Source organism: Streptomyces sp. Edi4, assembly GCF_040253615.1.
Classification (GTDB): domain Bacteria; phylum Actinomycetota; class Actinomycetes; order Streptomycetales; family Streptomycetaceae; genus Streptomyces.
Genome location: NZ_JBEJGY010000004.1, coordinates 5,008,202 through 5,034,137 on the forward strand (window position 1 = coordinate 5,008,202; position 25,936 = coordinate 5,034,137).

Here is a 25,936-nt window from a genome sequence, read left to right on the forward strand (position 1 = left end):
GAGCGGCACGGTGAGCGAGACCAGCACGGGGGACGCCGTCGTATCCGCGGTCAAGGACGTCCAGTCGGCGGCCGGCAACTGGCGCCGCGCCGGTATCGCGGGCGCCGCGATAGGCGTGGTCGCGGCCGGGGCGGCGGCGGGCGTCGCCATGGAGCGGCTGACCGTGGGGCGCGGCATGCGCCGGAAGGCACGGCTCGCGCTGGACGCGACGGGCCCCTACGGCGCGCTGCGCGGCATGCCGGGCAAGGCGGTGGCCGACGACGGCACCGTCCTCTACTACGAGAGCGACGAGGTCGAGCCGGAGCCGGGCGCCAACGCCCCGCGCAAGCGCCGCCTGTTCGGGCGCAAGGTGCCGGCCCCGGTCACCGTGGTGTTCTCGCACGGCTACTGCCTCAGCCAGGACTCCTGGCACTTCCAGCGGGCGGCGCTGCGCGGAGTGCTGCGCACGGTCCACTGGGACCAGCGCAGCCACGGCCGCTCCGACCGGGGCAAGGCCCAGCGCGAGGGCGTGCCCATCGACATCGACCAGCTCGGCCGCGATCTGAAAACCGTCATCGACGCGGCGGCGCCCGAGGGCCCGCTCGTCCTGGTCGGCCACTCCATGGGCGGCATGACGATCATGGCGCTCGCCGAGCAGTACCCCGAGCTCATCCGCGACCGGGTGGTCGGCGTCGCCTTCGTCGGCACGTCGTCGGGCAGACTCGGCGAGGTCAACTACGGGCTCCCGGTGGCCGGCGTCAACGCGGTGCGCCGGGTGCTGCCGGGGATACTCAGGGCGCTCGGCTCGCAGGCCGAGCTGGTCGAGCGGGGGCGGCGGGCGACGGCCGACCTGTTCGCGGGCATGATCAAGCGGTACAGCTTCTCCTCCAAGGACGTCGACCCGGCGGTCGCCCGGTTCGCCGAGCGGATGATCGAGGGCACCCCCATCGACGTCGTCGCGGAGTTCTACCCGGCCTTCTCGGAGCACGACAAGACCTCGGCGCTCGCCATCTTCGCCGAGGTGCCCGTCCTGGTCCTGGCCGGCGACCGCGATCTGGTCACGCCCAGCTCGCACAGCGAGGCCATCGCGGATCTGCTGCCCGACGCCGAGCTGGTCATCGTGCCGGACGGCGGCCATCTGGTGATGCTTGAGCACCCCGAGACGGTCACCGACCGCCTCGCCGACCTCCTCGCCCGGGTCGGCGCGGTCCCCGGGGCCGCTAACGTTGGGACGTATGGAAGCACCGCACACCAGCCCGGCGGCTGACGCCGGCGCCCGCCTGACCCTCGACTCCCCTTCCGAAACGCAGGAGTTGGGCCGCCGTATCGCCAAGCTGCTCCGCCCCGGCGACCTCGTGATGCTCACCGGGGAGCTCGGCGCGGGCAAGACGACCCTGACCCGGGGCCTCGGCGAGGGTCTTGGCGTACGGGGGGCCGTGACGTCGCCCACCTTCGTCATCGCCCGGGTCCACCCCTCCCTGACCGGCGGTCCCGCCCTGGTGCACGTGGACGCGTACCGGCTGGGCGGAGGGCTCGACGAGATGGAGGACCTGGATCTGGACGTGTCGCTGCCGGAGTCCGTGGTGGTCGTCGAGTGGGGCGAGGGCAAGGTCGAGGAGCTGTCCGAGGACCGGCTCCAGGTGCTCATCCACCGGGCCGTGGGCGACAGCGACGACGACCGCAGGACGGTCACCGTCACCGGGATCGGGTCCCGCTGGGCCGGCGCGGGCATCGAGAACCTGTAGCGCGGCGGCCGCGTCCGGCCACGCGGCTCCGTACATTCCGACAAGACGTCGGCAAAATGTTGCGCCGGTCCCACCGGGCGTGGTCACATGGAGGAAGAGACCTGGTTAGGTCTACCTAACCGCGCCTTCTTCCGCAGCCTCAGGAGGCCGCCATGACCGTGCCGGAACGCGAAGCGAAGCCGGGGGCCCCGCGGGGCGTGCCGGTGCCGTCCGGGGTGTCGATCCGCGATCTGCTCGCCTCGTGCGCCGCGGCGAGCGCGGTGTCCACCCCGCCGCGCGGGAAGACCGGGACCGCCGACGAGGGCGCCGAGGGTGACGCCCGGCAGGACGCCGCGTAGCTCCATCGGGTGGCGTACCGCGCGTCCATCGGGTGGCGCCCCCGCGCCCCGGCGCGCCGTGCCCGTTAGGGGACGACGACGACCTTGGAGTTGTGCGTCGCGAACGCCCACATCGCGTCGCCGTCCGCCCGCTTCATGCGGATCCCGCCGGTCTTCTTCGCCGTCGTGGGGCTCGCCATCGAGTCGTCCACCGCCGCGCTGAAGCCGACCACCACGTTCTGGGCCGTCGTGAACACCACGACGTGCTCGATGGCCACGCCGTCCGAGCCGGTGGTGTGGCCGGTGCGCGAGGTCACGATGTACGTGCCGGGCTTCGGGCTGATCGCGGACGGCATGACGGCGAACGTCCTCGGCGTCTTCGTCACGCCCGCCAGCCACACCCGCTTCGCGCCGAGCGAGTACACCACGCGCACGCCCGTGCCCGAGTTGGCCGGGACCGACAGATCCGGCTTGGTGGCGGGGGAGCCCGCCGGCGGCAGGTTCGACGGCTTGGCGGACGCCGACGCCTTCCCGGTGGGGGCGGCCAGCTGGGCGGCCGGAGGCGCGCTCGCCGACGCCTGGTAGGCGAGGAAGCCGACCACCGCGAGAGCGGCCGCGGTGAGCCCGGCCACGAACCCCGTGCTGCTCCTTGCCACCTGGGCTTCCCCTTTCGTACGTACGTGCATGCCTACGGTCATACCTGCGGCTGACGGTAGCAGCAGGTGACGGCTCGGGCGGGACGCCGTGCCTCCGCCGGCTTGGTCGTAGGCTGTTCGCGTGCTCTTGCTCGCCGTTGATACCGCCACCCCCGCCGTCACCGTCGCCCTGCACGACGGCACCTCCGTGCTAGCCGAGGCCCGGCAGGTCGACGCCCGCCGGCACGGGGAGCTGCTGCTGCCCGCCGTCGACCGGGTGCTCGCCGAGGCCGGCCTGAAACTGGACGCCGTGACGGACCTGGTCGTGGGCGTCGGCCCCGGCCCCTACACCGGGCTGCGCGTCGGCCTGGTGACCGCCGCGACCTTCGGCTCGGTGCTGGGCGTCCCCGTCCACGGTCTGTGCACCCTGGACGGGCTCGCCCACGCCTCCGGCATCGAGGAGCCGTTCGTGGTCGCCACGGACGCCCGCCGCAAGGAGGTCTACTGGGCCCGCTACGACGACTTCCGTACGCGCGTGGGCGAGCCCGCCGTCGACCGGCCCGGCGACATCGCGGAACAGCTGAGCGGCCTGCCCGTCGTCGGCGCGGGCGCCCTCCTGTACCCGGAGGCCTTCCCCGACGCCCGGGACCCCGAGCACCAGTCGGCGGCCGCGCTCGCCTCGCTCGCCGCCGAGAAGCTGGCCGAGGGCTCGCCCTTCCTGCCGCCCACGCCGCTCTACCTGCGCCGTCCGGACGCGCAGGTGCCCAAGAACTACAAGGTGGTCACTCCCCAGTGAGCGGGGTTGGAGCGGGCGGGACCGGAGCCGGCGGGGCCGGAGCGAGCGGGGTCGTGCTGCGCGAGATGCGCTGGTGGGACATCGCGCCCGTGCTGGACCTCGAACACGAACTGTTCCCCGAGGACGCCTGGTCGGTGGGGATGTTCTGGTCCGAGCTCGCCCACGCGCGCGGCCCCGGCGCCACCCGCCGCTATGTGGTCGCGGAGTCCTTCGAGGAGGGCCGGGCGCGGCTCGTGGGGTACGCGGGGCTCGCCGCCGCCGGTGACCTCGCCGACGTCCAGACCATCGCCGCCGCCCGCGACCAGTGGGGCACCGGGCTCGGCGCGCGCCTGTTGAGCGACCTGCTCAAGCACGCCACCGCCTTCGAGTGCGACGAGGTCCTGCTCGAAGTGCGCGTGGACAACACCCGGGCCCAGAAGCTCTACGAGCGCTTCGGCTTCGAGCCCATCGGCTTCCGGCGCGGCTACTACCAGCCGGGCAACGTGGACGCGCTCGTCATGCGACTGACCGTCCAGGAATACGTCCAAGGAACAGAAGAGACTGACTGATGGCTGACGAACCGCTCGTACTGGGCATCGAGACCTCCTGCGACGAGACCGGCGTCGGCATCGTGCGCGGGACGACGCTGCTCGCCGATGCCGTGGCCTCAAGCGTGGACACTCACGCCCGGTTCGGCGGGGTGGTGCCCGAGATCGCCTCCCGGGCCCACCTCGAAGCGATGGTGCCGACCATCGAGCGCGCCCTGAAGACCGCCGGGATCTCCGCGCGCGACCTCGACGGCATCGCGGTCACCGCGGGCCCCGGGCTCGCGGGCGCGCTGCTCGTCGGCGTCTCGGCCGCCAAGGCGTACGCGTACGCCCTGAACAAGCCGCTGTACGGGGTCAACCACCTCGCCTCGCACATCTGCGTCGACCAGCTGGAGCACGGGCCGCTGCCCGAGCCCACGATGGCGCTGCTCGTCTCCGGCGGCCACTCCTCCCTGCTGCTCGCCCCCGACATCACCGCCGATGTGCGCCCGCTCGGCGCCACCATCGACGACGCCGCGGGCGAGGCCTTCGACAAGATCGCCCGGGTGCTCGACCTCGGCTTCCCCGGCGGCCCGGTCATCGACCGGCTCGCGCGCGAGGGCGACCCGAAGGCGATCGCGTTCCCGCGCGGTCTGACCGGCTCGCGCGACCCGCTGTACGACTTCTCCTTCTCCGGCCTGAAGACGGCGGTGGCCCGCTGGATCGAGGCCAGGCGCAACGCGGGCGAGGAGGTGCCGGTGCGCGATGTGGCGGCGTCCTTCCAGGAGGCCGTGGTGGACGTGCTGACCCGCAAGGCCGTACGGGCCTGCAAGGACGAGGGCGTCGACCACCTGATGATCGGCGGCGGTGTGGCCGCCAACTCCCGGCTGCGCGCGCTCGCCGAAGAGCGCTGCGAGCGGGCCGGGATCCGGCTGCGGGTGCCGAGGCCGGGTCTGTGCACCGACAACGGCGCGATGGTGGCCGCGCTCGGCGCGGAGATGGTGGCCAGGAACCGGCCCGCCTCCGACCTGGAGCTCTCGGCCGACTCCTCGCTGCCGGTGACCGAGCCGCACGTGCCGGGCGAGGCGCACGCCCACGCCCACGCGCACGGCCACGATGGCGGGCACAGTCACGACCACGACCATGTGCACGAGGTCAGCAAGAAGAACCTGTACTCATGACGGTCGCCCTGATGTGGGAGGCCCGGGCCGCCGACGGCCGGGGCGCCGACCTTCTGGCCTGGGTGCGCGAGCAGCCCGCGGGGACGCCGGAGCGTCGGGAGATCCTGCGCGCGCCCGGCGACCGGGTCCTCGTCATCACCTGGTGGGACGCGTCCTTCGACGCCGAGCTGCCCGAACTCCCGGACCCGGACGCCGAGTTGGTGGCCCGGCCGGTGCACCGCTGGCGCTTCGAGTCGCTGGGCCCGGAGCCCTACTGACGGCCTCCGATCAATTCAAGCAACCCTCTGACCGTTTCTGGCATCAAGCTAGGAGTAGCTGATGACAGAAACGGGCGGTAAGTGGACATGGGTTGGCTCGTACGCAGGAAAGCGGTCGGCGCGGCGCTCTTCGGCCTGCTGATGGTCGCGGGCTGCTCCTCCGGCGGGGGATCGGGCAGCGCCCCCTCGGCCGCCACCCCGTCCGGCACGGGCGGCGGCGCGTCCTCGAAGGCGTCCCCGGGCGACGACGCGGCCGCCACCGAGGCCGCGTACCGCAAGTGGGGTCTCAAGCCGTTCGCCCCGCCGCCCGCACCGCCGGCCGAGAAGCCGGTGAAGACGAAGCCGGGCGACGTCCCGGTGGTGAGCGACATTCCCACCAACGAGAAAATCGTCTTCGTGACGTTCGACGACGGGGCCGAGAAGGACCCCAAGTTCGTCGAGATGATGCGGGACCTGAAGGTGCCGTTCACGATGTTCCTGACCGACGACATCATTCGCAGTGATTACGGCTACTTCAAGCCGCTCCAGGATCTCGGCAACTCCATCGAGAACCACACGCTCTCGCACCCCAATCTGCGCACGCTCGGTGCGGCCGCGCAGAAGAACGAGATATGCGCCCAGGAGACGAAACTGGGCAAGGAGTACGGCAAGGCGCCCGGCCTCTTCCGGCCCCCGTACGGCAACTGGAACGAGAACACGCGCACCGCGGCCAAGTCCTGCGACATCCGCGCCCTGGTGCTGTGGCGCGAGACGATGCAGATCACGAACATGCAGTACCAGCGCGGCGACAAGAAGCTGCACCCCGGCGACATCATCCTGGCGCACTTCCGCGGCCCCAAGGAGCTCAAGGGCACATCCATGACGCAGATGACGGCCAATATGCTCCGTCACATCCAGGAACAGGGCTTCACGGTGGCCCGCCTGGAGGACTACGTCTGAGCGGCGGGCGGGACGAGGGCCCGTCCGGAACGCGCACGCGGAATCGGAAAAACAAAAAGGCAAGGAGCGCGTGCTCTCCTTGCCACTATCAAGATATAGCGCACCGGGGGGCTTGCGGCAAGGCCCCCATCGTGCCGCAGAATCACTGGCCTCGGGCCAGTACCTGCGGAAATGGGAGTTTCACGAAGTGCGTGGGCAGTTGTCGGTTTCTGAATCCTCCAGCGCGTTCGACCTTCCCGACCGTCTCGCGGCCAAGGCCGATCCGGCGCTGACCGGGGGCGACGAGCGGCACTTCGCCGCCATCGCCCGCACCCTCGACCAGACAATCACCGAACTCTCCGGCCGCCTCGACGAACTGCGCCGGGCACCCGGCGGCGTCGGCCGGGCCGCCATGGACCGCGACAACGAGGTCCACCAGCTCACCGCGCGGCTGCGCACCCTGCGCCGCTTCGGCCTCGACCTCTGCCTGGGACGCGTGGTCGCGGCCGACGCACCCGAACCCCTCTACATCGGCCGGCTCGGCCTCACCGACAGCGAGGGCCGCCGCCTCCTGATCGACTGGCGCTCCCCGGCCGCCGAACCGTTCTTCGCGGCGACCCACGCCGGTCCGATGGGCCTGGCGAGCCGGCGCCGGTACCGCTGGACGCGCGGCCGGATCAGCGACTACTGGGACGAGGTGTTCACCGCCGACGGGCTCGAAGGGCACGCCGCCCTCGACGACCAGTCCGCGTTCATCGCCAGTCTCGGCACCAACCGCTCGGCGCGCATGCGGGATGTGCTCTCCACCATCCAGGCCGACCAGGACGCCATCATCCGCGCGGGATCGCGCGGCGCGCTCGTCGTCGACGGTGGCCCAGGCACCGGCAAGACCGTCGTCGCCCTGCACCGCTCCGCCTACCTCCTCTACTCCGACCCGCGCCTGGGCCATCGGCGCGGCGGTGTCCTCTTCGTCGGCCCGCACCGCCCCTACCTGGACTACGTCGGGGACGTGCTGCCGAGCCTCGGCGAGGAGGGCGTACAGACCTGCGTCCTACGCGACCTGGTGGCCGAGGGCGCCGGCGCCAAGGAGGAGGACGACCCGGAGGTGGCCCGCCTCAAGGCGTCCGTCGCCATGGTCGGGGCCGTCGAGAAGGCCGTCGCCTTCTACGAGGAGCCGCCCACCTCGGCGCTGACCCTCACCACCCCCTGGGGCGACCTGCGCCTCACCGCCGACGACTGGGCCGAGGCCTTCGCGGCGCCCGGCCCCGGCACCCCGCACAACGAGGGCCGCGAGCTGGTGCGGGAGGCGCTGGTCTCGATCCTGCTCGACCAGTACGACGGTGACGACGTCACCCCCGCGCAACTGCGCAAGACACTGCTCAAGGACCCGGAACTGGCCCAGGCGCTGGGCGGCGCGTGGCCGCTGCTCGAAGCGGCCGACGTGGTCGGCGACCTGTGGACGGTCCCCGCCTACCTGCGGATGTGCGCGCCCTGGCTCGGGCCCGACGACGTACGCCTGCTGCGGCGCACGGACGCGCAGGCCTGGACCGTGTCCGACCTGCCGCTCCTGGACGCCGCCCGCCAGCGCCTCGGCGACCCCGAGGCGGAGCGGCGCAAGCAGCGCCACCACGCGCTGGTCACCGCCGAGCGGGAGCGGATGTCCGGCGTCATCGACGAGATCCTTTCGGCGTCCGACTTCCAGTCCGGTGGAGACGAGAGCGAGGGCGCGCTGCGGATGCTGCGCGGCAAGGACCTCCAGGACGCCCTGATCGACGAGAGCGCCCTGCCCGGCGCCGAGCCCGACCTGCTCGCCGGCCCGTTCGCGCACGTCGTCGTGGACGAGGCGCAGGAGCTCACCGACGCGCAGTGGCAGATGCTGCTGGTGCGCTGCCCCTCGCGCAGCTTCACCATCGTCGGGGACCGGGCCCAGGCCAGGCACGGCTTCACCGAGACGTGGCCCGAGCGTCTGGCGCGGATCGGGCTCGACCGGGCCGAGGTGGCCACGCTCGGCATCAACTACCGCACCCCGCGCGAGGTGATGGCGGCGGCCGAGCCGGTCATCCGGGCCGTTCTGCCCGACGCCAACGTGCCGGCCTCGGTGCGCGGCAGCGGCGTCCCGGTGACGTACGGGTCGGTCGCGGAGCTCGACGCGGTCGTCGAGGGCTGGCTCGCCGACCACGCGGACGGGATCGCCTGCGTGATCGGACACCCCGGCTTCCGTGCCACGCCCCGCGTGCGTTCGCTGAGCCCGGAGCTGTCCAAGGGCCTCGAATTCGACCTGGTGGTGCTCGTCGACCCGGAGGAGTTCGGTACCGGGATCCAGGGGGCGGTGGACCGCTATGTCGCGATGACCAGGGCGACACAGCGGCTCGTCGTGTTGACGTCCTGATGTGTTGACGTCCTGATGGCGTGCGGTGTTCCGACGGAATGCCGGGGTGGTGTCGATCCGGTGGGCCCTCGTTCGACGTAGGAGTGAGAGGCGGGGAGAACCACCCCGCGTTCCGTACGCCGTACACAACCGAGCCGTACTCAACCGAACGGAGGCCGGCCATGCCGCGCTACCTGACGATGATCCGCGTCGACGAGAACAACGGCCCCGAGGGCGGGCCCAGCCCCGAGCTCATGGAGCGGATGGGCGCGCTGATCGAGGAGATGACCAAGGCCGGGGTCCTGCTCGACACCGCCGGACTCACCTCGACCGCCGAGGGCGCCCGGCTCCGCTGGAACAAGGGTGAACTGACCGTCACGGACGGGCCGTTCACGGAGTCCAAGGAGGTTGTGGGGGGTTACGCGATCATCCAGGCGAAGGATCGGGGGGAGGCGCTTGAGTGGACGAAGCGGTTTCTTCGTATTCACGGGGAGGAGTGGGACATCACGTCGGAGCTCCGCGAGATCGCCGAGGCCTGACCCCACCCACCCGGCCCACCCCAAACCCCTGGGGCTCCGCCCAAGACCCGGTCCGCGCTGAAGGCGCTCGTCCTCAATTGCCGGACAGGCTGACTATGCCGGTGCGGCCCGGCACGGACCCTGTCAGGGGCGCGGGGAACTGCGCGAGCGGCCACCCATGGTCCGCAGCCGGGGTCCCTGGGGTTCATCCCGGATGGGCTGAGGTTGTCGGTGCGGCCCGGCACGGACCCTGTCAGGGGCGCGGGGAACTGCGCGAGCGGCCCCCCACGGTCCGCAGTCGGGGTCCCTGGGGTTCCGCCCGGGCGGGCCGAGGCGACCGGTGTGGGTCAGGATGGACGTGTCAGGGGCGCGGGGAACTGCGCGACCAGCCACGCACGGTCCGCAGCCGGGCGGGGCGGCGTTCAGCGATGAGTTTCGCGGGCGAGCGCGGTCTTATCTGTCGCAGCCGCCCACCCCCGGGTCCGGCAACGCCGAGGAGGCCGACGATGACCGCGAAGATCACCCAGAAGATCACCCCCTTCCTCTGGTTCGACAGCCAGGCCGAGGAGGCGGCGAACCACTACATCGCCATCTTCGGCGGCGACTCCCGGATCCTGGGGATCACGCACTACGCCGCCTCAGCCCCCGGCGAGACCGGCACGGTCATGACGGTCGACTTCCAGCTCGCCGGCCAGCGGTTCACCGCGCTCAACGGCGGCCCCCAGTTCACCTTCACCGAGGCGGTCTCGCTCGCGGTGAGCTGCGCGGACCAGGAGGAGATCGACCGGTTCTGGACGCGACTGGGCGAGGGCGGCGAGGAAGGACCCTGCGGCTGGCTCAAGGACAAGTACGGGCTGTCCTGGCAGATCGTCCCCGCCGAACTGCCCGAGCTGCTGGGCTCCGGCGCGGAGAAGGCCGACCGGGTCATGGCCGCCGTGATGGACATGAAGAAGCTGGACCTGAAGACGCTGCGGGACGCGTAAGCGCAAGCGCAAGGGGCGGGACGCGCGGGCCGGGCCCCGGCGGACGACGGGATCCGGCCGACCGCGCTGAGCATGACCCAGGGTGGGCGCCCGTGTCAGGGGCGCCCCGGATAACCTCTGGCGCATGTCGCCGAGTTCGCCGCTGCCCCCCTCTCCGCCCCCGGTCGCAATGCGCGCCTGGCGCGACCGCAACGCGCTGCTCGCCGACCGGGCCCAGGCCCTGGAGGTGCTGGTCCGGGGGTACTTGGGCGCGGGCCGGCTGTGGCTGCTCTGGCTGTGGGCGGCGCTCTTCGCGCTGGGCTGGTCGTTGGTCGGCGCGGCGCTGACCTCCCTCACCGATGTGCTGAGCGCGATCGTGGGAGGGCTCTTCCTGCTGCTGGGCCTCGGCGTGATGATCCCGGCCGGACTCGCCGTCGGGTTCGGCCTGCGCAAGGACCGCCTTATACGCCAACTCCTGCGTCAATGGGCCGAGTTGGACCGCGATCCGGTGCTCGACCGGAACCTGGTCAGGCCCGCCCTGAACCTGGCGTGGCTCATACCATCGGTGCTGCTGTGCGGGGCGGGTCTCGCCTTCTGCCTCGTGTTGCCCGCGACCGCCGACCCGGGCCACGACACGTACGCCCTCGTCGTCTACGGCATGGGGCTCGGCCTGATCTGCTGGCTCACCGGGCTCGTGGGCGTGGCCAAGGCGGCGGCGTACCGGCGCTGGGTGCAGCGTTGCCTCGGGGCGCGTACCACGCTGGGCCTGCGCGGGTGACCCGGCTCTATTCTGGGGAGGCCGCGGCGTCACGCGGCAACACATTCCGGGGGAAGGGCAGCCGCTGTGCAGTGGTACTGGTGGATTCTGATCGTGTTCTGGATGGGGGGGTTCGGGTGGGCGATCGACAACGCCCGTACCGCCCTGCGTACGCGGCACGAGCGCAAGATGGAGCGTCTTGAGGCGGCGAAGCAGGAACGCCTCGCCCTGGAATCCGCGCACAAGGCGCCCGAGCCGGTGTGCGGCTGCACGCACCATCTGGCCAAGCACGACAAGGCCGGCAAGTGCCATGAGCGGGTGGAGGTTCCGGTCGCGTGGGACGAGAGCAAGAAGCCGTTGCGGTTTGAATCCGGCCAGTGCAACTGTCAGCAATACGTCGGGCCGCAGCCCCTCTCCCAGGTCTACGCGGATCCCCTGACCGACCTGTCCTGACCCGCGTCGCCTCACGTCAGGGGCGTACGGGCGCGTCGCCTCACGTCAGGGGCGTACCGGATTGCCGATGAGCATCGTGGGGGCGCCGGCCACCCTGGTCAGGAAGACCGTGGCGGAATGCGGTCCGGCCGGCTTCACCCGTCGGCGTACCTCCTCCGGCTCCACCGCCGACCCCCGCTTCTTCACGGTCAGCACCCCCACCTCCCGCTCCCGCAACAGCCCCTTCAACTTCTTGAGGTTGAAGGGGAGTTGGTCGGTGATCTCGTACGCGGAGGCGTAGGGAGACGCGTACGGCTCGTCACTCGTCACGTACGCGATCGTCTCGTCGATCAGCCTCCCCCCGCACCGCTGTGCGATCTCGGCGACCAGATGCGCGCGGATGACCGCGCCGTCCGGCTCGTACAGATAGCGCCCCACCGGCCCCACCGGCGGCGCGGCGAGCGGCGCGGCCGTCCACAGCGAGGCGGACGCGGGCAGGAGTGTGGCGCGGACCGCGCCGGGCGTCACGCCCGTGCCGAACCACAGCACCGCCTCCTTCACGTCGCCCCCGTCCGAGATCCACTCCGCCTCGGCCCGCGGCGGGATCGCCTCGTGCGGGATGCCCGGGGCGACCTTCAGCGCCGCGAAGGGCGCGGCGAGGGCCGCCGAGGTCGCCCAGGACAGCGGCGGCGCGTACGCCTCCGGGTCGAAAATCCTGCCCCGCCCGCCTCGTCGCGCCGGGTCCACGAAGACCGCGTCGTAGGGCGCCGTGTCGATGTCCGTCACGTCCGCGCAGCGCACCTCGATCAGGTCCCCGAGGCCAAGTGCCTCCGCGTTGGCGCGGGCCACCGCCGCCGTCAGCGGGTCGCGGTCGACCGCGAGGACGCGGATCCCGGCCCGCGCGAGCGCCAGCGCGTCGCCGCCGATGCCGCAGCACAGATCCGCGACCGCGCGCACTCCCCGCGCGCTGAAGGTCTTCGCGCGGTGCGTGGCCACCGAGGCACGGGTGGACTGCTCGACGCCGTTGGGCGTGAAGAACATCCGGTACGCGTCCGCCGCGCCGAACTTCGCCACCGCCCGCTGCCGCAGCCGCGCCTGCCCCAGCGCCGCCGACACCAGCCCCGCGTCGTGCTCGCGGCGCAGCCGGGTGGCCACCGCCAGCTCCTGGGCCGGGTCGTACTCGCGCAGGGATGCGAGCAGCGCCCGGCCCTCGTCGGTCAGGAGCAGGGCGAAGGTGTCGAGGTCGTTCACCCCGTCATTGTCGTCCAGCGCGCGACCCGCTGTGGGCCAGGCGGGCGATGGTGGGGACCGTGGCGGCGGTGTCGCCGGGGTCGGCGGGCGCGCGCCTGACAGGATGCGGCGCCATGCAACTAGTACGACAAAAGGGAAAAAACAGGACCAAGGTCGCCTGTGCCGTCCTGGGGCTCGCCGCCGCCCTGCTCGCCTCCGGGTGCTCCTCCGAGGACGCGGGGCACGGCCGGCCCGGGCCGGGGGCCGCCAAGCAGGGGCCCGCCGGCGCGCTCGCCGACTACTCCACGCAGCTCAAGCAGGCCGAGGCCGCCCGCCTCGCGGCCGTCAAGAAGTGGGGTCTCGCCAAGCCGCCCCTGCTCGCGCCCCCCGTGCCCGCCGTCAAACCGAAGATCACCAACCGCCCGGGGTTCGAGACCGACGGCGGCGACTCGCTGCCGCCCGTCTTCACCACCGTCCCCACCAAGGACAAGATCGTCTTTCTGACGATCGACGACGGCGCCGAGAAGGACCCCACCTTCCTGAAGATGATGCAGGAACTGCGCATCCCCTACAGCGCGTTCCTCAGCGACTACCTGGTCAAGGACGACCACGAGTACTTCAAGAAGATGCAGAGCCTCGGCGTCACGCTCAACAACCACACCCTCAACCACCGGTACATGCCCGCGCTCTCCTACGACGAGCAGCGGCGCGAGATCTGCGACCAGCAGGACAAGATCGGCAAGTGGGCGGGCAAGCGGCCCCGGCTGTTCCGGCCGCCGTACGGCAACTACAACGAGGACACCCTCAAGGCCGCCCAGTCCTGCGGGATCCAGGCCGCGCCGCTGTGGGCCGAGGAGGCCTTCACCGACCACATGGAGTGGCGCGAGTGGGACCGCGACCTGCACCCCGGCGACATCATCCTGACCCACTTCCGCGGCCGTCAGGACTGGAACGGCACCATGCCCGACATGGTCCGCCAGGTGATGAAGGTGATCACCGACAAGGGGTACGCCGTGGCCCGGCTCGAGGACTACGTGTGACCCGGTCCAGGGAGACGGGGTGAGGTGGGCGCACCGGCTGCGGGGCGCCCTGGCCGGGCTGCTCGCGGTCGGTGCGCTGCTCGGCCCGCTGGCCGGGTGCTCGGAGCCGAGCGCGCCCGTCGCCCCCTTCCAGCGGCTCGGGCGCAGGGCCGCCCACCCCACCTCGGTGCCGCGCGCCGGGGCCGCCGCGCGGGCGGCCGCCGCCCGGCGCTGGGGCCTTGCCGCCCCGCTCGCCCCCGCCCCGCGCCCGCCGTCCGGCCGCGCCGGCGCGCGCCTGCCCTTCGTCGTGGACCGGGTGCCGGTACGGGCGAGAGTGGTCTTCCTGACCTTCGACGACGGGCCGGTGACCGACCCCGGCTTCCCGCGGATGATCCGCGATCTTGAGCTGCCCGTCGCGCTGTTCCTCACGAGCGCGAACCCCGGCGGCGCCCTCGCCCCCGACGCCGCGACGCGCGAGCGCCTGGACGAGCTGCGCGCCCTTGGCGCCGGGCTCTACAACCACACCCTGGACCACCGCGACCTGCGGACCCTGGACCACGCGGGCCAGCGGGCGCAGATCTGCGGGCAGCGGGACCGTATCGCCGCCCGGTTCGGCAGCCGTCCGAGACTGTTCCGGCCGCCCTACGGTGCCTACGACGCCACCACGCTGCGGGCCGCGAAGGAGTGCGGGGTGGGCGCGGTCGTCCTGGCCCGCGTCACGATGACGGCCGACGGCCCGCGCTATGCCCGAGGCGCCCGGTCCCTGCGGCCCGGGGACATCGTGCGGGTGCGGCTCGGGCCCGGCGCGGACGCGACCCGGCTGACCGCGCGGGCGCTGGACCACATCCGGACGCGGGGGTTCACGGTGGGCCGGATCGAGGACTATCTCTGACCTGATCGCGCCCCCGCCTCTGTCCCCGCTTCTGACCTGATCGCGCCCCGCCTCTGTCCCCGCTTCTGACCTGATCGCGCCCCGCCTCTGCCCCCGCCTCTGACCCGACCGAGTCCCCCGTGCCCCCCGGACCGATCCGCCGCAGAGGCGCGAAATTGGCACTCCGCTTGACCGAGTGCTAACCGTCGTCCTAGTCTCGCTTCTGGCACTCCCCACCGGAGAGTGCCAACACAGCGACGGGCAGGTCCGGCACCCGCGACGACGGATCCACCTGGTCGCCACCCCAGACAGTTAACCCCGTGAGATCTCCGAAGGGGGAGACCGGAACGTGACGACCGTCAGCTCCAAGGTTGCCATCAAGCCGCTCGAGGACCGCATTGTGGTCCAGCCGCTCGACGCCGAGCAGACCACGGCCTCCGGCCTGGTCATTCCGGACACCGCGAAGGAGAAGCCCCAGGAGGGCGCCGTCCTCGCCGTTGGTCCGGGCCGCTTCGAGAACGGCGAGCGCCTGCCGCTCGACGTCAAGGTCGGCGACGTCGTGCTCTACAGCAAGTACGGCGGCACCGAGGTGAAGTACAACGGCGACGAGTACCTCGTCCTCTCGGCCCGCGACGTGCTCGCGATCATCGAGAAGTAATTACCGAAGCAATTCGGTAATTCATCGAAGTACTTCCTCGAAGCCAATGCTTTGAGAGCTGCGCCCCTGGTCACCCCGCTGATTGCCGGGCGGCGAGGGGCGCAGTGTCATTAACCCGAGTTTTCGAGAGGGCTGAACCGCTCCCATGGCGAAGATCCTGAAGTTCGACGAGGACGCCCGTCGCGCCCTTGAGCGCGGCGTCAACAAGCTTGCCGACACGGTGAAGGTGACGATCGGCCCCAAGGGCCGCAACGTCGTCATCGACAAGAAGTTCGGCGCCCCCACCATCACCAACGACGGTGTCACCATCGCGCGCGAGGTCGAGCTCGACGACCCGTACGAGAACCTGGGTGCCCAGCTCGTCAAGGAGGTGGCGACCAAGACCAACGACATCGCGGGTGACGGCACCACCACCGCCACCGTGCTGGCCCAGGCTCTGGTGCGCGAGGGCCTGCGCAACGTCGCCGCCGGCGCCTCCCCGGCCGCCCTGAAGAAGGGCATCGACGCCGCGGTCAAGGCCGTCTGCGACGAGCTCCTGGCGACCGCGCGTCCCATCGACGACAAGACCGACATCGCCGCCGTCGCCGCGCTGTCCGCCCAGGACAAGCAGATCGGCGAGCTCATCGCCGAGGCGATGGACAAGGTCGGCAAGGACGGTGTCATCACCGTCGAGGAGTCCAACACCTTCGGCGTGGACCTGGAGTTCACCGAGGGCATGGCCTTCGACAAGGGCTACCTCTCGCACTACATGGTCACCGACCAGGAGCGCATGGAGGCCGTCCTCGACGACCCGTACATCCTGATCAACCAGGGCAAGATCTCCTCGATCCAGGACCTGCTGCCGCTCCTGGAGAAGGTCATCCAGGCCGGCGCCTCCAAGCCGCTCCTGATCATCGCCGAGGACGTCGAGGGCGAGGCCCTTTCGACCCTGGTCGTCAACAAGATCCGCGGCACGTTCAACGCCGTGGCCGTCAAGGCCCCGGGCTTCGGCGACCGCCGCAAGGCCATGCTCCAGGACATCGCCACCCTCACCGGTGCGACCGTCATCGCCGAAGAGGTCGGCCTCAAGCTCGACCAGGCCGGTCTTGAGGTGCTGGGCACCGCGCGCCGCGTCACCATCACCAAGGACGACACCACGATCGTCGACGGCGGCGGCAACAGCGCCGACGTCGAGGGCCGCGTCAACCAGATCAAGGCCGAGATCGAGGCCACGGACTCCGACTGGGACCGCGAGAAGCTCCAGGAGCGCCTCGCGAAGCTGGCCGGCGGCGTGTGCGTGATCAAGGTCGGTGCCGCCACCGAGGTCGAGCTCAAGGAGCGCAAGCACCGTCTGGAGGACGCCATCTCCGCGACCCGCGCCGCGGTCGAGGAGGGCATCGTCTCCGGTGGTGGCTCCGCCCTGGTGCACGCCGCCAAGGTCCTCGAGGGCAACCTCGACAAGACCGGCGACGAGGCCACCGGTGTCGCGGTCGTGCGCCGCGCCGTCGTCGAGCCGCTGCGCTGGATCGCCGAGAACGCCGGCCTCGAGGGCTACGTCATCACCTCCAAGGTGAGCGAGCTCGACAAGGGCTTCGGCTTCAACGCCGCGACCGGTGAGTACGGCGACCTGGTCAAGGCCGGCGTCATCGACCCGGTCAAGGTCACCCGCTCCGCCCTGGAGAACGCCGCCTCCATCGCGTCCCTGCTGCTCACGACCGAGACCCTGGTCGTCGAGAAGCCGGCCGAGGAGGAGCCCGAGGCCGGTCACGGCCACGGTCACGGCCACTCCCACTGACCCCAGGTCAGCAGTAGCTCCGCACAGCTGAGGCCCGGCGCCCTTTCGGGGGTGCCGGGCCTTTGGCATTGGCAGCGTGAGCACGTGAGCACGTGAGCACGTGAGCACGTGAGCACGTGAGTGCATGGGCGCATGGGCTGGGCGCCCGGTCCGGCTACGCCGAGCGCCAGAGCGACATCGGGTGCACCGGGTCCGCGAAGGGCAGGCCGGAGGTGAATCGCTCCAGTTCGGCCAGGGCGTGATCCGCCATGCGGTACAGCTCGTTGCCCAGCGAGCCGGCGATGTGCGGGGTCAGCAGCACGTTCGGCAGGTCGTACAACGGGCTTTCGCGGGGCGGCAGTTCGGGGTCGGTCACGTCCAGGGTCGCATGCAGGCGGCCCGACAGGAGCTCGGCGAGCAGGGCCTGCTCGTCCACCAGGGTGCCGCGCGCGGTGTTGATCAGCGTGGCACCCGTCGGCATCAGGGCGAGCCGGCGGGCGTCGATCATGCGGTGGGTCTCGGGAAGCTGGGGCGCGTGGACGGACACGACGCTGCTGCGGGCGCACAGGTCGTCGAGTGACACCTGCTCAACGCCCAGCGCACCCGCTTCGGTTCCGCTCACGTACGGGTCGTGGAGAAGAACCTCGAAATCGAAGGGGCGCAGAAGCTCGATCACGCGCCGTCCGATGCGGGAAGCGCCGATCAGGCCCACCGTGCGCCGGTAGTTGCCGGTGTGCTCCGTCTCGTTCAGCCAGGCGGGTGTGGTTCGCAGCTCCGCGTAGCGCTGGGCGGAGCGCAGCACCTCCTTGCCCGCGAAGAGGATCGCGGCCAGCGTGTACTCGGCGACCGGCAGGGCGTTGGCCGCCGCCGCCGAGGTCACCGCGATGCCGCGCTCCCGGCAGGCGTCGGTGACATGGTGCTTGACCGACCCCGCCGCGTGGACGACCGCGCGCAGCTTCGGGGCGGCGGCCAGGACGTCCTCGGTCAGCGGGGGAGCGCCCCAGCAGGTGAGCAGGACCTGGGCCTCGGCGAGGGCTTCGGCGACGGGTCCGGTGGGCGCGGTGAGGTCGTGGGCGACCAGGTACGGGTCGGTACGGGTGAGGGCGGCGAGCCGGGCACGGTGGTGCTCGGTGAGGAGGCGGTCCGCGATGCCGGGGCCCATCGCGAGCAGCAGGGCGGGCCGGTTGTCAGTGGTGTGGTGCATGGTGGAACTCGGGCTCCTCACGAGGCGCTGGCCGGGGCTGACGGGGTGGCGTGGCCGGTCATTTGAGGCTGCCGGCGGCGAGCCCGGCCTTCCAGTGCCGCTGGAGGGAGACGAAGGCGACGATCAGGGGGATGACGGCGAGGAGGGAGCCGGTGACGACGAGAGGGTAGTAGCTCGGCTCGGCGTGGGTGTTGCTGTTCCAGGCATACAGACCGAGGCTCAGCGGGAAGAGCTTCTGGTCGCTGAGCATGACCAGGGGGAGGAAGAAGTTGTTCCAGATCGCGGTGAACTGGAAGAGGAAGACGGTCACGAAGCCCGGCATCACCATGCGCAGACCGATCGACCAGAAGGTGCGCAGCTCGCCGGCGCCGTCGATACGGGCGGCCTCAAGAGCCTCGTCGGGGATGTAGCTGGCGCTGAAGACGCGCGACAGATACACCCCGAAGGGATTGACCAGAACGGGTATCAGGACCGACCAGTACGTGTTGACCAGGCCGACTTCGCTGGCCAGGAGGTACATGGGCAGCGCGAGCGCGGTGGTCGGCACGAGCACCCCGAGCAGGACGACCCCGAAGAGCTTCTCCTTGCCGCGGAAGGCGTACTTGTCGAAGGCGTACCCCGCGGCGACACAGACGAGGGCGCAGATCGCCGCGCCACCGCCCGCGTACAGAAGGGAGTTGAGGTACCAGCGGAAGTAGACGCCGTCGTTGTACGAGGCGAGCTGCGAGAGGTTGTGGCCGAGGTCGAAGCCCTTGAAGGAGAAGGCCTCGCCGGACAGCAGGCCGCCGGTGTCCTTGGTGGCGGCCGTGACCAGCCACACCAGCGGGAAGAGCGTGTAGAGGACGGAAAGACCGAGCGCGCCGTTGACGGCGGCCCTGGACAGCCAGCGGCTCGATGGCCTGCCCGGCGTCCCGGTACGTGGTGGTGGTGCGGTGGCGCAGGGACGCGCGGCCGGCTTGGGCGCGGTGGCGGTCGGGGAGGTCATGCCGTGGCCCCCTTGCGGTGGGTGAGGCGGGTGACGACGAAGGAGAGCAGGGCAGAGGCGAGGGCGAGCAGGACGGCGGACGCGGCGGCGAGGCCGTAGTCGTTGCGGCTGAACGCGGCGGTGTAGGCGTACAGGGTGGGCGTCCAGGTGGAGGTGACCGTGGAGCTGCCGCCCTGGTTGAGGATCAGCGGCTCGGTGAAGAGCTGGAGCGAACCGATGACGGTGAAGAGCGCGACCATCGTCAACGAAGCCCGGATCAGCGGGAGTTTGATGCCGAGCGCGGTGCGCCACTCGCCCGCGCCGTCCATGGTGGCCGCCTCCAGGACGGAGCGGTCGATGGCCTGGAGGGCGGCGTAGAAGATCACCATGTTGTAGCCGAGCCATTCCCACAGCGCGATGTTGACGACGGAGGGAAGCGTGCCGCTGGAGGAGAAGAAGTCGAAGCCGGCGCCACCGGAGCGCATGGCCCGCACGACGGGACTCAGGCCCGGGGTGTAGAGGTAGACCCAGATCAGCGCGGCGATGATGCCGGGCACGGCGTGCGGCAGGAACAGGGCCAGCTGGAAGAAGCGGCGGGCGCGGGCGAGCGCCGAGTCGAGCAGCAGCGCGAGCGTGAGGGCGGCGGCGACCATCAGCGGGATGTAGACCGCGCAGTAGCCGGCCAGTACCAGGAAGCCCTCGCGGAAGGCGCGGTCGGCCAGGGCGGCCGCGTAGTTGTCGAGGCCGCTGAACACGGAGGTGGCGCCGCCGAATCCCAGCCCCGACTGCTTCTCGGTGAACAGGCTCAGCCAGAGCGCGTACCCGACCGGCACGACGGTCACGGCGGTGAACAGAACGAAGAACGGGGCGAGCAGCACCCCTGCGGCCCGCCCGGTCCGCCCGCGTGCGCCGGTCCGCCCGCGTGCGCCGGTCCGCCCGCGTGCGCCGGTCCGCCCGCGTGCGCCGGCCCACCCCCGCGCGCCGGTCCGCCCGCGCGCGCCGGTCCGCCGCACGCCGTCAGCCCTCCACCTTCAGGCCGCGCTTCTTGAGCTCGGTCACCGTGGCGTCGTGGGCGGCCCTGATCGCGTCCGTGATCTTCACCGAGCCGCCGGCGACCTTGCCCAACTGGTCCTTGAGCGTGGTGTTGGTGGTGCCCATGCTCGGGCCCCAGCCCCAGTTGGCGTTGATCGAGCTGCCCGCCGCGTCGAAGAGCCGGTAGACGTCCTGCCCGTTGTAGAACTTCGCGTCGAACGCCTTCTGCGCGGCCGGGCGCAGCGCGATGTCGGCCGGGAAGGCGCTCGACGTACCGGACTTGATGCGGGCGTCGACGCCCGCCTCTGTGGTCGACATCCACGTGGCGAATTCGAGCGCTGCCCGGGTCTTGGTGCTGCCCTTGGTCACCGCCCAGGTGGAGCCGCCGAGCATGCCGCTGGCGGGCTTGCCGTCCCAGGTGGGCACGGGGGCCACCGCCCACTTGCCGCTCTGGTCCGGCACCGTGCCGCTGAGCACGCCCGCGCCCCACGACGCGCCGAGGTAGCCGACGGTGGAGCCGTCCTTGAGCGAGGCCGTCCACTCAGGGCTGAAGGAGACCGCGTTCTGCACGAGCTTGTCGTCGAGCAGGCCCTGCCAGTAGTCGGCGACCCGCTGGGTGGCGGCGTCGGCGGTGTTGAGCTTCCAGGTGTCACCGTCGGCCTTGAACCACTGGGCGCCCGCCTGCCAGACCATCGCCTCGAAGGTGGTCGGGTCGTCGGGGAAGAACGTACCGATACGCGCCTTCGGGTCGGCATCCTTGGCCTTCTGGGCGGCCGCCTCGAACTCGGCCCAGGTCTGCGGGACTTGGATGTGGTGCTGCTCGAAGAAGTCCTTGCGGTAGAAGTACGCCTGGGGCGCCGCGTCGAAGGGGATCGCCCAGTTCTTGCCGCCGAGCGTGGTCTGCTGGATCGCCTGCGGCAGGAACTGCTTCTTCACGTCGGCGCTCACGTACTGGCTGATGTCCTGGAAGGAGCCCTGGCTGACGAATTCGGGCAGCATCGGATACTCGACGGTCACGAGGTCGGGCGCGTTGCCGGCCTTCACCGCGTTGGAGATCTTGGCGTAGCCGCCGGCGTTGCCGGAGGGGATTTCCTCGAACTTCACCTGGACGTTCTTGTGGGAGGCGTTGAAGGCGTCCACCACGTCCTTGGACCCCTTCTGCCAGGCCCAGAAGGTGACGGTGACGGGTTTGTCGGCGGTGCCCTTGCCCGCGTCGCTCGTGCTGCCGTCCTCGCCGCCGCAGGCCGTGAGCACGGCCAGAACGGTCGCGGTGCCGACGAGGGCGGAGGTCGATCTGGTCCAACTGCGGCTCACGGGAGGGCTCCTGAACGTGAGGGGACGAGGCGATGGCCGCGATCCTTGGCCCAGCACCGACCGAAGTCAAGAGCGAAAGTTCGATTGATCGAAAAAAGATCAGAGAACGAGTGAATGCTCGCGTGTCAGGAGCGAACGCTCATGGCTGCCGCGTGGTCTCGGCGGGCGCCCCGCATGACGCCCGCACCCGCAGCCTCGGCAGTAGATCGACATGGCGTCGTGGTGTCTGTTCGCCGTCGCCGTGACCGTTCGCCGCCGCGCGCAGACGCTCGACCAGTAGGTCCGCCGCGTACCGCCCGACCTCGTGCTTGGGCGGGGCGACGGCGGTCAGCGGCGTGTCCGCGAGCGCCGCCACCTCGTCGTCGTACGCCACTAGCGCCAAGTCGTCCGGTACCCGCACGCCCAGCTCGGCCAGGCGCTGCACGATCCGGATGGCGTCCACGTCGTTGTGTACGAGCGCCGCCGTGGCCCGCCCCTCCACGACCGCGTCACGCAGCGCCCGCACGGCCCCCTCGAACCCGTCGGCGTCCGCCTCCACCGGGACCGAATCGATCACCGGCAGCGGCGGCTTGAGGCCCAGCGCGTCCAGCGCGTGCCGGTAACCGGCACGCACCGCGATCGCCGTCGGGCTGTCGGACCGCGCCACCAGTACGGGTGTTCTGTGCCCGAGTCCCAGCAGGTGGCGCACCGCGAGGAGGACGCCGTGGCCGTGGTCGGAGCAGACCCGGTCCAGGTCGTCCAGCTCGCGGCCCGGCACCCCGCGCCGCTCCAGGAGCACGGTGGGCACGGGGAGCCCGGCGATCCAGGCGCCGTGCTCGACCGGGTCGTCCGGCTCCTTCCAGCCCGGCGCGATCAGCAGGCCGTCGGCCCCGGCCGTGAGCAGCCCCGCCGCCAGGCCCGCGTCCTCCTGCGGCCGATAGTCCGAGATCCGCAGGACCAGGCGCGCCCCGGCCGCCTCGGCCGCCTCGTGCGCGCCCCGGATGACCTCGGCGAAGTAGTACGTGGCGTGCGGCGCCAGCATGCCGATGACGAGCTCGCGGACGCCGGCGGCAGCGCCCCCGGCGGGCCCCGGCCCGGGGTGCGGCCCGGGGTGCGGCCCGGGACGCGGCGCGGCCAGGCCCCCGGCGGGCCCCGGCGCGCTGGTCCCGCCGCCCGGCCACGAGACCGAACCGTGCGCCCGGTCCAGGCGCCCCTCGGTGGCCAGGGATTCCACGTCCCGGCGCACCGTCACCGGTGAGACCCCCAACTGGGCGGCCAGCTCCGACACCCGGGCCGAGCCGCGCCCGCGCACCAGGTCGAGCAGTCGGTCATGACGTTCAGCGGCGCTTTCCCGCACGGCGGCATCCCCTTCGCGGTGTTGGCGGCCCGGCGGGCCCCGACGTGGCATCGTGATCGAACGACGTAAGTTTCGATCATTCGGTCTGATCCATTGACGTTCGATCAAACCGGGTCTTACGTTCCCAGATATTTCGCGCGGCCCCGCCGACACCGACGCCGCCATTCGCTCAGGCCCGCCCCGCCCCGCCCCGAGGGAGCATCGCACCATGCGCGTCGCGTCCGAGAACCGTGAGCTCAGCCCGTACACCGGCTGGACCCGCGAGCACTGGGAGCGGTCGGCGGACCGGCTCCTGCTGGCCGTACGGCCCTACGCGACGCCCGGGCACGGGCTCATCCATCTGCCCGGCGCGCGCTCCAGTTGTTCCGGGCCGCACTCGGACGGCCTCGAAGGCTATGCCCGAACCTGGCTGCTGGCCGCGCTCCGGGTGGCTGGCGCCCGGGGCGAGGATCCGCACGGCCACCTGGAACGCTATGCCCACGGCCTCGCCAACGGCGCCCAACCTCCGCTTCCCAGCGGCAAGTTGGCGCCCGCGTCTCCCGACGCCTGGCCGTCGCTCGCCGAAGTCCGCCAAGCCCTCGTCGAGTCCGCCTCCATCGCGCTCGGCCTGCGCCTCACCCGCCCCTGGCTGTGGGACGGGCTCGACGACCGCACCCGTCAGCGCGCCGTCGACTGGCTGCTGCCCGCCCTCGGTCCCTCCCCGGTCGACAACAACTGGTGGCTGTTCGGCCTGACCGTCGCCGGATTCCTCCTGGACGCCGGTATCGAGACCGACCGCGCCGCGGCCACCATCGAACGCGCCCTGGAACGCGTCGACCAGTGGTACCTCGGCGACGGCTGGTACAGCGACGGACCCAACCGCTCCTTCGACCACTACAACGCCTGGGCCCTGCACTTCTATCCCGCCCTGCACGCTCATTTGGGTGACGACCAGGAACTCCTGGCCCGCTACGGACCCCGGCTGCGCGCCCAGCTCGAGGCCCACAGCCGTCTGTTCGGCGCGGACGGCGCTCCGATGCCGTACGGGCGCTCCCTGACCTACCGCTTCGCCGCGGCGGCCGCACCCTGGCTCGGCACGCTCACCGGCCACACCCCGCTCACGCCGGGAGCCACCCGCCGCCTGGCGTCGGGCACCCTGAAGTACTTCCTCGACCGGCCCGATGGCGCCGGCGCCGCCGACGCCGCCGGGTTGCTCACCCTGGGCTGGCACGGCCCCCACCCCCCGGCGGTTCAGCATTACTCGGGCCCCGCGTCCCCGTACTGGGCGGCCAAGGGCTACCTCGGGCTCCTCCTGCCGCCCGAACACCCGGCCTGGACGGCGGTCGAGGAGCCGCTGCCCGCCGAGACCGGCGACGCCACCCTCACCCTCGGGCCGCCAGGACTGCTGATCCAGTCGACCGCCGCGGACGGCCTGGTCCGTCTGCACAACCACGGCAGCAACAACCAGCTGGAGGGCGGCGTCGACGACCCCTGGTACACGCGTTTCGCCTACTCGACCGGCACGGGGCCCACCTCGGACGGTGTGCCCGACAACCACTTCGGACTCCTGGCGCGGGGCGCGTCCACCACCCGGGGACCCGCCGTACCGCTCGGAGGCGGCCCCGGCTGGGCGGCGTCACTGGCCACGCCGGAGCCGGGGCCGCCCGGCGTGCGGATCGTCTCGGCCACCCTGGCGCACGGCCGCGCCGAAGTCCGCGCCCACCTGGTGGTCGGCGCCGCGCCCGGCACCCCCGTGCGCCAGACCGGCTGGGCCGTCACCCCGGGCCGCACCGCGCAACTGCACCCCGTGCACGGCTACGCGGGCGAGGCCTGCCAACTGGCGGGCGGATCAACCCTGTTCGGCGCCGGATCGGACGTCGGGGCGCTGCACGGGACGACCGGCGCCGGGCCGTCCCTCTTCGTCGCGCTGGCCTCCTTGACGGCGGAGCCGGACCCCGTCCCTGTGCACGCCCTCGCCGACGTCGAGATCAGCGGCCCCGCCGTCCGCGTGACCTGGCGGGACGCCACGGTCCGCCGACTCGTGTTCGACCCCGCGGCGGCGACGGTCCGCGCGGAGGACGAGTAAAGGCGCGTCACCACGTGACGTGTCCACGGTGCGGGGTCCACGCGTCCACGGCCCGTGCGGCGCACGTCCACGACCCGGACACCGCACGTCCACGGCCCGGGCGCGACGCGCCTGGATGCCGTCCGGGCGGGCGACGGCCACCCGGACGACAGGCTTCCGGACGGCGATCGCTCGCGCGGCTACCCGGAAGCGGGCCCAAGGGGCTTACTGAGGGCCGTACTTGCGGCCCGTCCTGGAGGTGAGCCCGCCGAGCAGACCGCGCGGCGCCAGCTTCACCGCGCCCATCAGCGCCTTGTAGCGCGGGTCGGGGATCGAGAGGGACTTGCCGCGCGCGAGGTCGGTCAGGGCGGTGGCCACCAGCTTGTCGGCGTCCAGCCACATCCAGCCCGGGATGTTGTCGGTGCCCATGCCGGCCCGCTGGTGGAACTCGGTGCGCACGAACCCGGGGCACAGGGCCATCAGCCGCACCCCGGACCCGGCGAGATCGCGGGCGGCGCCCTGCGTGAACTGCACCACCCACGCCTTGGACGCGCCATAGGTGCCGCGTGGCACGAAGGCGGCGACGGAGGCCACGTTGACGACTCCGCCGCGCCCCCGCTCGCGCATGGCGGCGGCCGCGGCCGACGTGAGCCGCAGGACCGCCTCGATGTGCACCTTCACCATGGTCAGCTCGTCCGCGACGGACACGTCGAGATAGCTGCCCTTATTGCCGAACCCGGCGTTGTTGACCAGGAGATCGACCGGCCGTTTGGGCTGGGAGAGGCGGGACTCGACCGTGGCGATCCCGTCCTCCGTGGACAGATCGGCGGTCAGTACCTCGGCCTCGACGCCGTGCCGGTCGTGCAGTTCGGTGGCCTGCTCGCTCAATCGCTTGCCGTCCCGGGCCACCAGCACCAGATCGTGCCCGTCGGCCGCGAGGCGGCGCGCGAACGCGGCGCCGATGCCCGCCGTCGCTCCCGTAATCAGTGCAGTCGTCATAGGCGCACGTTAGTGCCCCAGCCCGGTGCCCGTTGACCGCCCCCGCCGGGCCGCCGAACCGGCGGTGACCGCCATGAACCGCCCCAATAGCGGCGGTTCACCGGCGCCCCCGGGCCGCCCTCGCCGCCGGCGGCCCGCAGC

Annotated in this window: 26 protein-coding genes; 18 read left to right on the forward strand and 8 right to left on the reverse strand. The window is 71.8% G+C overall.

Annotated elements, in window-relative coordinates; translation table 11 throughout:
* Positions 1–10: 10 nt before the first annotated feature.
* The 3 genes from ABR738_RS24865 to ABR738_RS24875 all read left to right on the forward strand — a co-directional run bounded on the left by ABR738_RS24865 (position 11) and on the right by ABR738_RS24875 (position 2,062).
* The gene (locus ABR738_RS24865) at positions 11–1,246 is read left to right on the forward strand and encodes an alpha/beta fold hydrolase (protein WP_350232166.1); all 1,236 of its coding nucleotides are present in this window, start codon (positions 11–13) and stop codon (positions 1,244–1,246) included.
* Positions 1,215–1,724: a tRNA (adenosine(37)-N6)-threonylcarbamoyltransferase complex ATPase subunit type 1 TsaE gene (gene tsaE / locus ABR738_RS24870; protein ID WP_350232167.1), complete on the forward strand. Its 510-nt coding sequence runs from the start codon at positions 1,215–1,217 to the stop codon at positions 1,722–1,724. Before ABR738_RS24865 ends, tsaE begins: the two co-directional genes overlap by 32 nt.
* 152 nt (positions 1,725–1,876) lie before the next feature.
* A complete protein-coding gene (locus ABR738_RS24875) occupies positions 1,877–2,062 on the forward strand; it encodes a hypothetical protein (protein WP_350232168.1) in 186 nt (61 codons plus the stop codon).
* 65 nt (positions 2,063–2,127) lie between these two features.
* Here the strand turns inward: ABR738_RS24875 and ABR738_RS24880 are convergent, their stop codons facing one another.
* Positions 2,128–2,727 carry a hypothetical protein gene (locus ABR738_RS24880; RefSeq protein WP_350232169.1) on the reverse strand — a complete coding sequence of 200 codons (600 nt, stop codon included), beginning with the start codon at positions 2,725–2,727 and terminating at the stop codon, positions 2,128–2,130.
* A gap of 91 nt (positions 2,728–2,818) precedes the next feature.
* Here ABR738_RS24880 and tsaB point away from each other — a divergent pair, with 91 nt between their 5' ends.
* The 10 genes from tsaB to ABR738_RS24930 all read left to right on the forward strand — a co-directional run bounded on the left by tsaB (position 2,819) and on the right by ABR738_RS24930 (position 11,392).
* The gene (gene tsaB / locus ABR738_RS24885; protein ID WP_350232170.1) at positions 2,819–3,472 is read left to right on the forward strand and encodes a tRNA (adenosine(37)-N6)-threonylcarbamoyltransferase complex dimerization subunit type 1 TsaB; all 654 of its coding nucleotides are present in this window, start codon (positions 2,819–2,821) and stop codon (positions 3,470–3,472) included.
* Positions 3,473–3,537: 65 nt separating this feature from the next.
* Positions 3,538–4,020 carry a ribosomal protein S18-alanine N-acetyltransferase gene (rimI, locus tag ABR738_RS24890; protein ID WP_350234719.1) on the forward strand — a complete coding sequence of 161 codons (483 nt, stop codon included), beginning with the start codon at positions 3,538–3,540 and terminating at the stop codon, positions 4,018–4,020.
* Positions 4,017–5,159, forward strand: a complete 1,143-nt coding sequence (gene tsaD / locus ABR738_RS24895; RefSeq protein ID WP_350234720.1) for a tRNA (adenosine(37)-N6)-threonylcarbamoyltransferase complex transferase subunit TsaD — start codon at positions 4,017–4,019, stop codon at positions 5,157–5,159. Before rimI ends, tsaD begins: the two co-directional genes overlap by 4 nt.
* Positions 5,156–5,416 carry a hypothetical protein gene (locus ABR738_RS24900; RefSeq protein WP_350232171.1) on the forward strand — a complete coding sequence of 87 codons (261 nt, stop codon included), beginning with the start codon at positions 5,156–5,158 and terminating at the stop codon, positions 5,414–5,416. Before tsaD ends, ABR738_RS24900 begins: the two co-directional genes overlap by 4 nt.
* Positions 5,417–5,503: 87 nt before the next feature.
* Positions 5,504–6,355, forward strand: coding sequence for a polysaccharide deacetylase family protein (locus ABR738_RS24905; protein WP_350232172.1), 852 nt, complete (start codon positions 5,504–5,506; stop codon positions 6,353–6,355).
* Positions 6,356–6,554: 199 nt separating this feature from the next.
* Complete coding sequence (gene helR, locus ABR738_RS24910; RefSeq protein WP_350232173.1) at positions 6,555–8,723, forward strand: RNA polymerase recycling motor ATPase HelR; 2,169 nt, start codon at positions 6,555–6,557, stop codon at positions 8,721–8,723.
* Between the two features lie 161 nt (positions 8,724–8,884).
* Positions 8,885–9,241: a YciI family protein gene (locus ABR738_RS24915; RefSeq protein ID WP_350232174.1), complete on the forward strand. Its 357-nt coding sequence runs from the start codon at positions 8,885–8,887 to the stop codon at positions 9,239–9,241.
* Positions 9,242–9,726: 485 nt separating this feature from the next.
* On the forward strand, positions 9,727–10,203 hold the full coding sequence (locus ABR738_RS24920; RefSeq protein ID WP_350232175.1) for a VOC family protein: 477 nt from the start codon (positions 9,727–9,729) through the stop codon (positions 10,201–10,203).
* A 124-nt stretch (positions 10,204–10,327) separates the two neighbouring features.
* A complete protein-coding gene (locus ABR738_RS24925) occupies positions 10,328–10,960 on the forward strand; it encodes a hypothetical protein (RefSeq protein ID WP_350232176.1) in 633 nt (210 codons plus the stop codon).
* Between the two features lie 66 nt (positions 10,961–11,026).
* The gene (locus tag ABR738_RS24930; RefSeq protein WP_350232177.1) at positions 11,027–11,392 is read left to right on the forward strand and encodes a hypothetical protein; all 366 of its coding nucleotides are present in this window, start codon (positions 11,027–11,029) and stop codon (positions 11,390–11,392) included.
* Between the two features lie 45 nt (positions 11,393–11,437).
* On the opposite strand, the gene ABR738_RS24935 is transcribed toward ABR738_RS24930, so the two are convergent.
* Positions 11,438–12,622, reverse strand: a complete 1,185-nt coding sequence (locus tag ABR738_RS24935; RefSeq protein ID WP_502964131.1) for a THUMP-like domain-containing protein — start codon at positions 12,620–12,622, stop codon at positions 11,438–11,440.
* Between the two features lie 113 nt (positions 12,623–12,735).
* Here ABR738_RS24935 and ABR738_RS24940 point away from each other — a divergent pair, with 113 nt between their 5' ends.
* The 4 genes from ABR738_RS24940 (at position 12,736) to groL (ending at position 16,923) form a co-directional block, all read left to right on the forward strand.
* Positions 12,736–13,641 (forward strand): polysaccharide deacetylase family protein, encoded by a 906-nt coding sequence (locus tag ABR738_RS24940; protein ID WP_350232178.1) that lies wholly within the window; start codon positions 12,736–12,738, stop codon positions 13,639–13,641.
* A 19-nt stretch (positions 13,642–13,660) separates the two neighbouring features.
* A complete protein-coding gene (locus ABR738_RS24945) occupies positions 13,661–14,512 on the forward strand; it encodes a polysaccharide deacetylase family protein (protein WP_350232179.1) in 852 nt (283 codons plus the stop codon).
* 328 nt (positions 14,513–14,840) lie between these two features.
* Complete coding sequence (gene groES, locus ABR738_RS24950) at positions 14,841–15,149, forward strand: co-chaperone GroES (RefSeq protein WP_309053476.1); 309 nt, start codon at positions 14,841–14,843, stop codon at positions 15,147–15,149.
* A gap of 145 nt (positions 15,150–15,294) precedes the next feature.
* Positions 15,295–16,923 carry a chaperonin GroEL gene (gene groL / locus ABR738_RS24955; RefSeq protein WP_350232180.1) on the forward strand — a complete coding sequence of 543 codons (1,629 nt, stop codon included), beginning with the start codon at positions 15,295–15,297 and terminating at the stop codon, positions 16,921–16,923.
* Positions 16,924–17,077: 154 nt separating this feature from the next.
* On the opposite strand, the gene ABR738_RS24960 is transcribed toward groL, so the two are convergent.
* The 5 genes from ABR738_RS24960 to ABR738_RS24980 form a co-directional block, all read right to left on the reverse strand.
* The gene (locus ABR738_RS24960; RefSeq protein ID WP_350232181.1) at positions 17,078–18,106 is read right to left on the reverse strand and encodes a hydroxyacid dehydrogenase; all 1,029 of its coding nucleotides are present in this window, start codon (positions 18,104–18,106) and stop codon (positions 17,078–17,080) included.
* Between the two features lie 58 nt (positions 18,107–18,164).
* Entirely contained in the window at positions 18,165–19,091 is a 927-nt protein-coding gene (locus ABR738_RS24965; RefSeq protein ID WP_350232182.1) for a carbohydrate ABC transporter permease, read from the reverse strand.
* Complete coding sequence (locus ABR738_RS24970) at positions 19,088–19,948, reverse strand: carbohydrate ABC transporter permease (protein WP_350232183.1); 861 nt, start codon at positions 19,946–19,948, stop codon at positions 19,088–19,090. Before ABR738_RS24970 ends, ABR738_RS24965 begins: the two co-directional genes overlap by 4 nt.
* A 139-nt stretch (positions 19,949–20,087) precedes the next feature.
* On the reverse strand, positions 20,088–21,416 hold the full coding sequence (locus ABR738_RS24975) for an ABC transporter substrate-binding protein (protein ID WP_350232184.1): 1,329 nt from the start codon (positions 21,414–21,416) through the stop codon (positions 20,088–20,090).
* 139 nt (positions 21,417–21,555) lie between these two features.
* Positions 21,556–22,752: a substrate-binding domain-containing protein gene (locus tag ABR738_RS24980; RefSeq protein WP_350232185.1), complete on the reverse strand. Its 1,197-nt coding sequence runs from the start codon at positions 22,750–22,752 to the stop codon at positions 21,556–21,558.
* A 208-nt stretch (positions 22,753–22,960) separates the two neighbouring features.
* Between ABR738_RS24980 and ABR738_RS24985 the strand changes: the two genes are divergently transcribed.
* The gene (locus ABR738_RS24985; RefSeq protein ID WP_350232186.1) at positions 22,961–24,817 is read left to right on the forward strand and encodes a DUF2264 domain-containing protein; all 1,857 of its coding nucleotides are present in this window, start codon (positions 22,961–22,963) and stop codon (positions 24,815–24,817) included.
* A 204-nt stretch (positions 24,818–25,021) separates the two neighbouring features.
* On the opposite strand, the gene ABR738_RS24990 is transcribed toward ABR738_RS24985, so the two are convergent.
* On the reverse strand, positions 25,022–25,795 hold the full coding sequence (locus ABR738_RS24990) for an SDR family NAD(P)-dependent oxidoreductase (protein WP_350232187.1): 774 nt from the start codon (positions 25,793–25,795) through the stop codon (positions 25,022–25,024).
* Positions 25,796–25,936: the final 141 nt, after the last annotated feature.

Coding starts and splice junctions, on each gene's coding strand:
- ABR738_RS24965 (WP_350232182.1), bottom strand. CDS start 19,091: ATGACCTCCCCGACCGCCACCGCGCCCAAGCCGGCCGCGCGTCCCTGC.
- ABR738_RS24990 (WP_350232187.1), bottom strand. CDS start 25,795: ATGACGACTGCACTGATTACGGGAGCGACGGCGGGCATCGGCGCCGCG.
- ABR738_RS24960 (WP_350232181.1), bottom strand. CDS start 18,106: ATGCACCACACCACTGACAACCGGCCCGCCCTGCTGCTCGCGATGGGC.
- ABR738_RS24915 (WP_350232174.1), top strand. CDS start 8,885: ATGCCGCGCTACCTGACGATGATCCGCGTCGACGAGAACAACGGCCCC.
- ABR738_RS24920 (WP_350232175.1), top strand. CDS start 9,727: ATGACCGCGAAGATCACCCAGAAGATCACCCCCTTCCTCTGGTTCGAC.
- ABR738_RS24880 (WP_350232169.1), bottom strand. CDS start 2,727: ATGCACGTACGTACGAAAGGGGAAGCCCAGGTGGCAAGGAGCAGCACG.
- ABR738_RS24925 (WP_350232176.1), top strand. CDS start 10,328: ATGTCGCCGAGTTCGCCGCTGCCCCCCTCTCCGCCCCCGGTCGCAATG.
- ABR738_RS24875 (WP_350232168.1), top strand. CDS start 1,877: ATGACCGTGCCGGAACGCGAAGCGAAGCCGGGGGCCCCGCGGGGCGTG.
- ABR738_RS24900 (WP_350232171.1), top strand. CDS start 5,156: ATGACGGTCGCCCTGATGTGGGAGGCCCGGGCCGCCGACGGCCGGGGC.
- ABR738_RS24905 (WP_350232172.1), top strand. CDS start 5,504: ATGGGTTGGCTCGTACGCAGGAAAGCGGTCGGCGCGGCGCTCTTCGGC.
- groL (WP_350232180.1), top strand. CDS start 15,295: ATGGCGAAGATCCTGAAGTTCGACGAGGACGCCCGTCGCGCCCTTGAG.
- tsaE (WP_350232167.1), top strand. CDS start 1,215: ATGGAAGCACCGCACACCAGCCCGGCGGCTGACGCCGGCGCCCGCCTG.
- ABR738_RS24985 (WP_350232186.1), top strand. CDS start 22,961: ATGCGCGTCGCGTCCGAGAACCGTGAGCTCAGCCCGTACACCGGCTGG.
- rimI (WP_350234719.1), top strand. CDS start 3,538: ATGCGCTGGTGGGACATCGCGCCCGTGCTGGACCTCGAACACGAACTG.
- ABR738_RS24940 (WP_350232178.1), top strand. CDS start 12,736: ATGCAACTAGTACGACAAAAGGGAAAAAACAGGACCAAGGTCGCCTGT.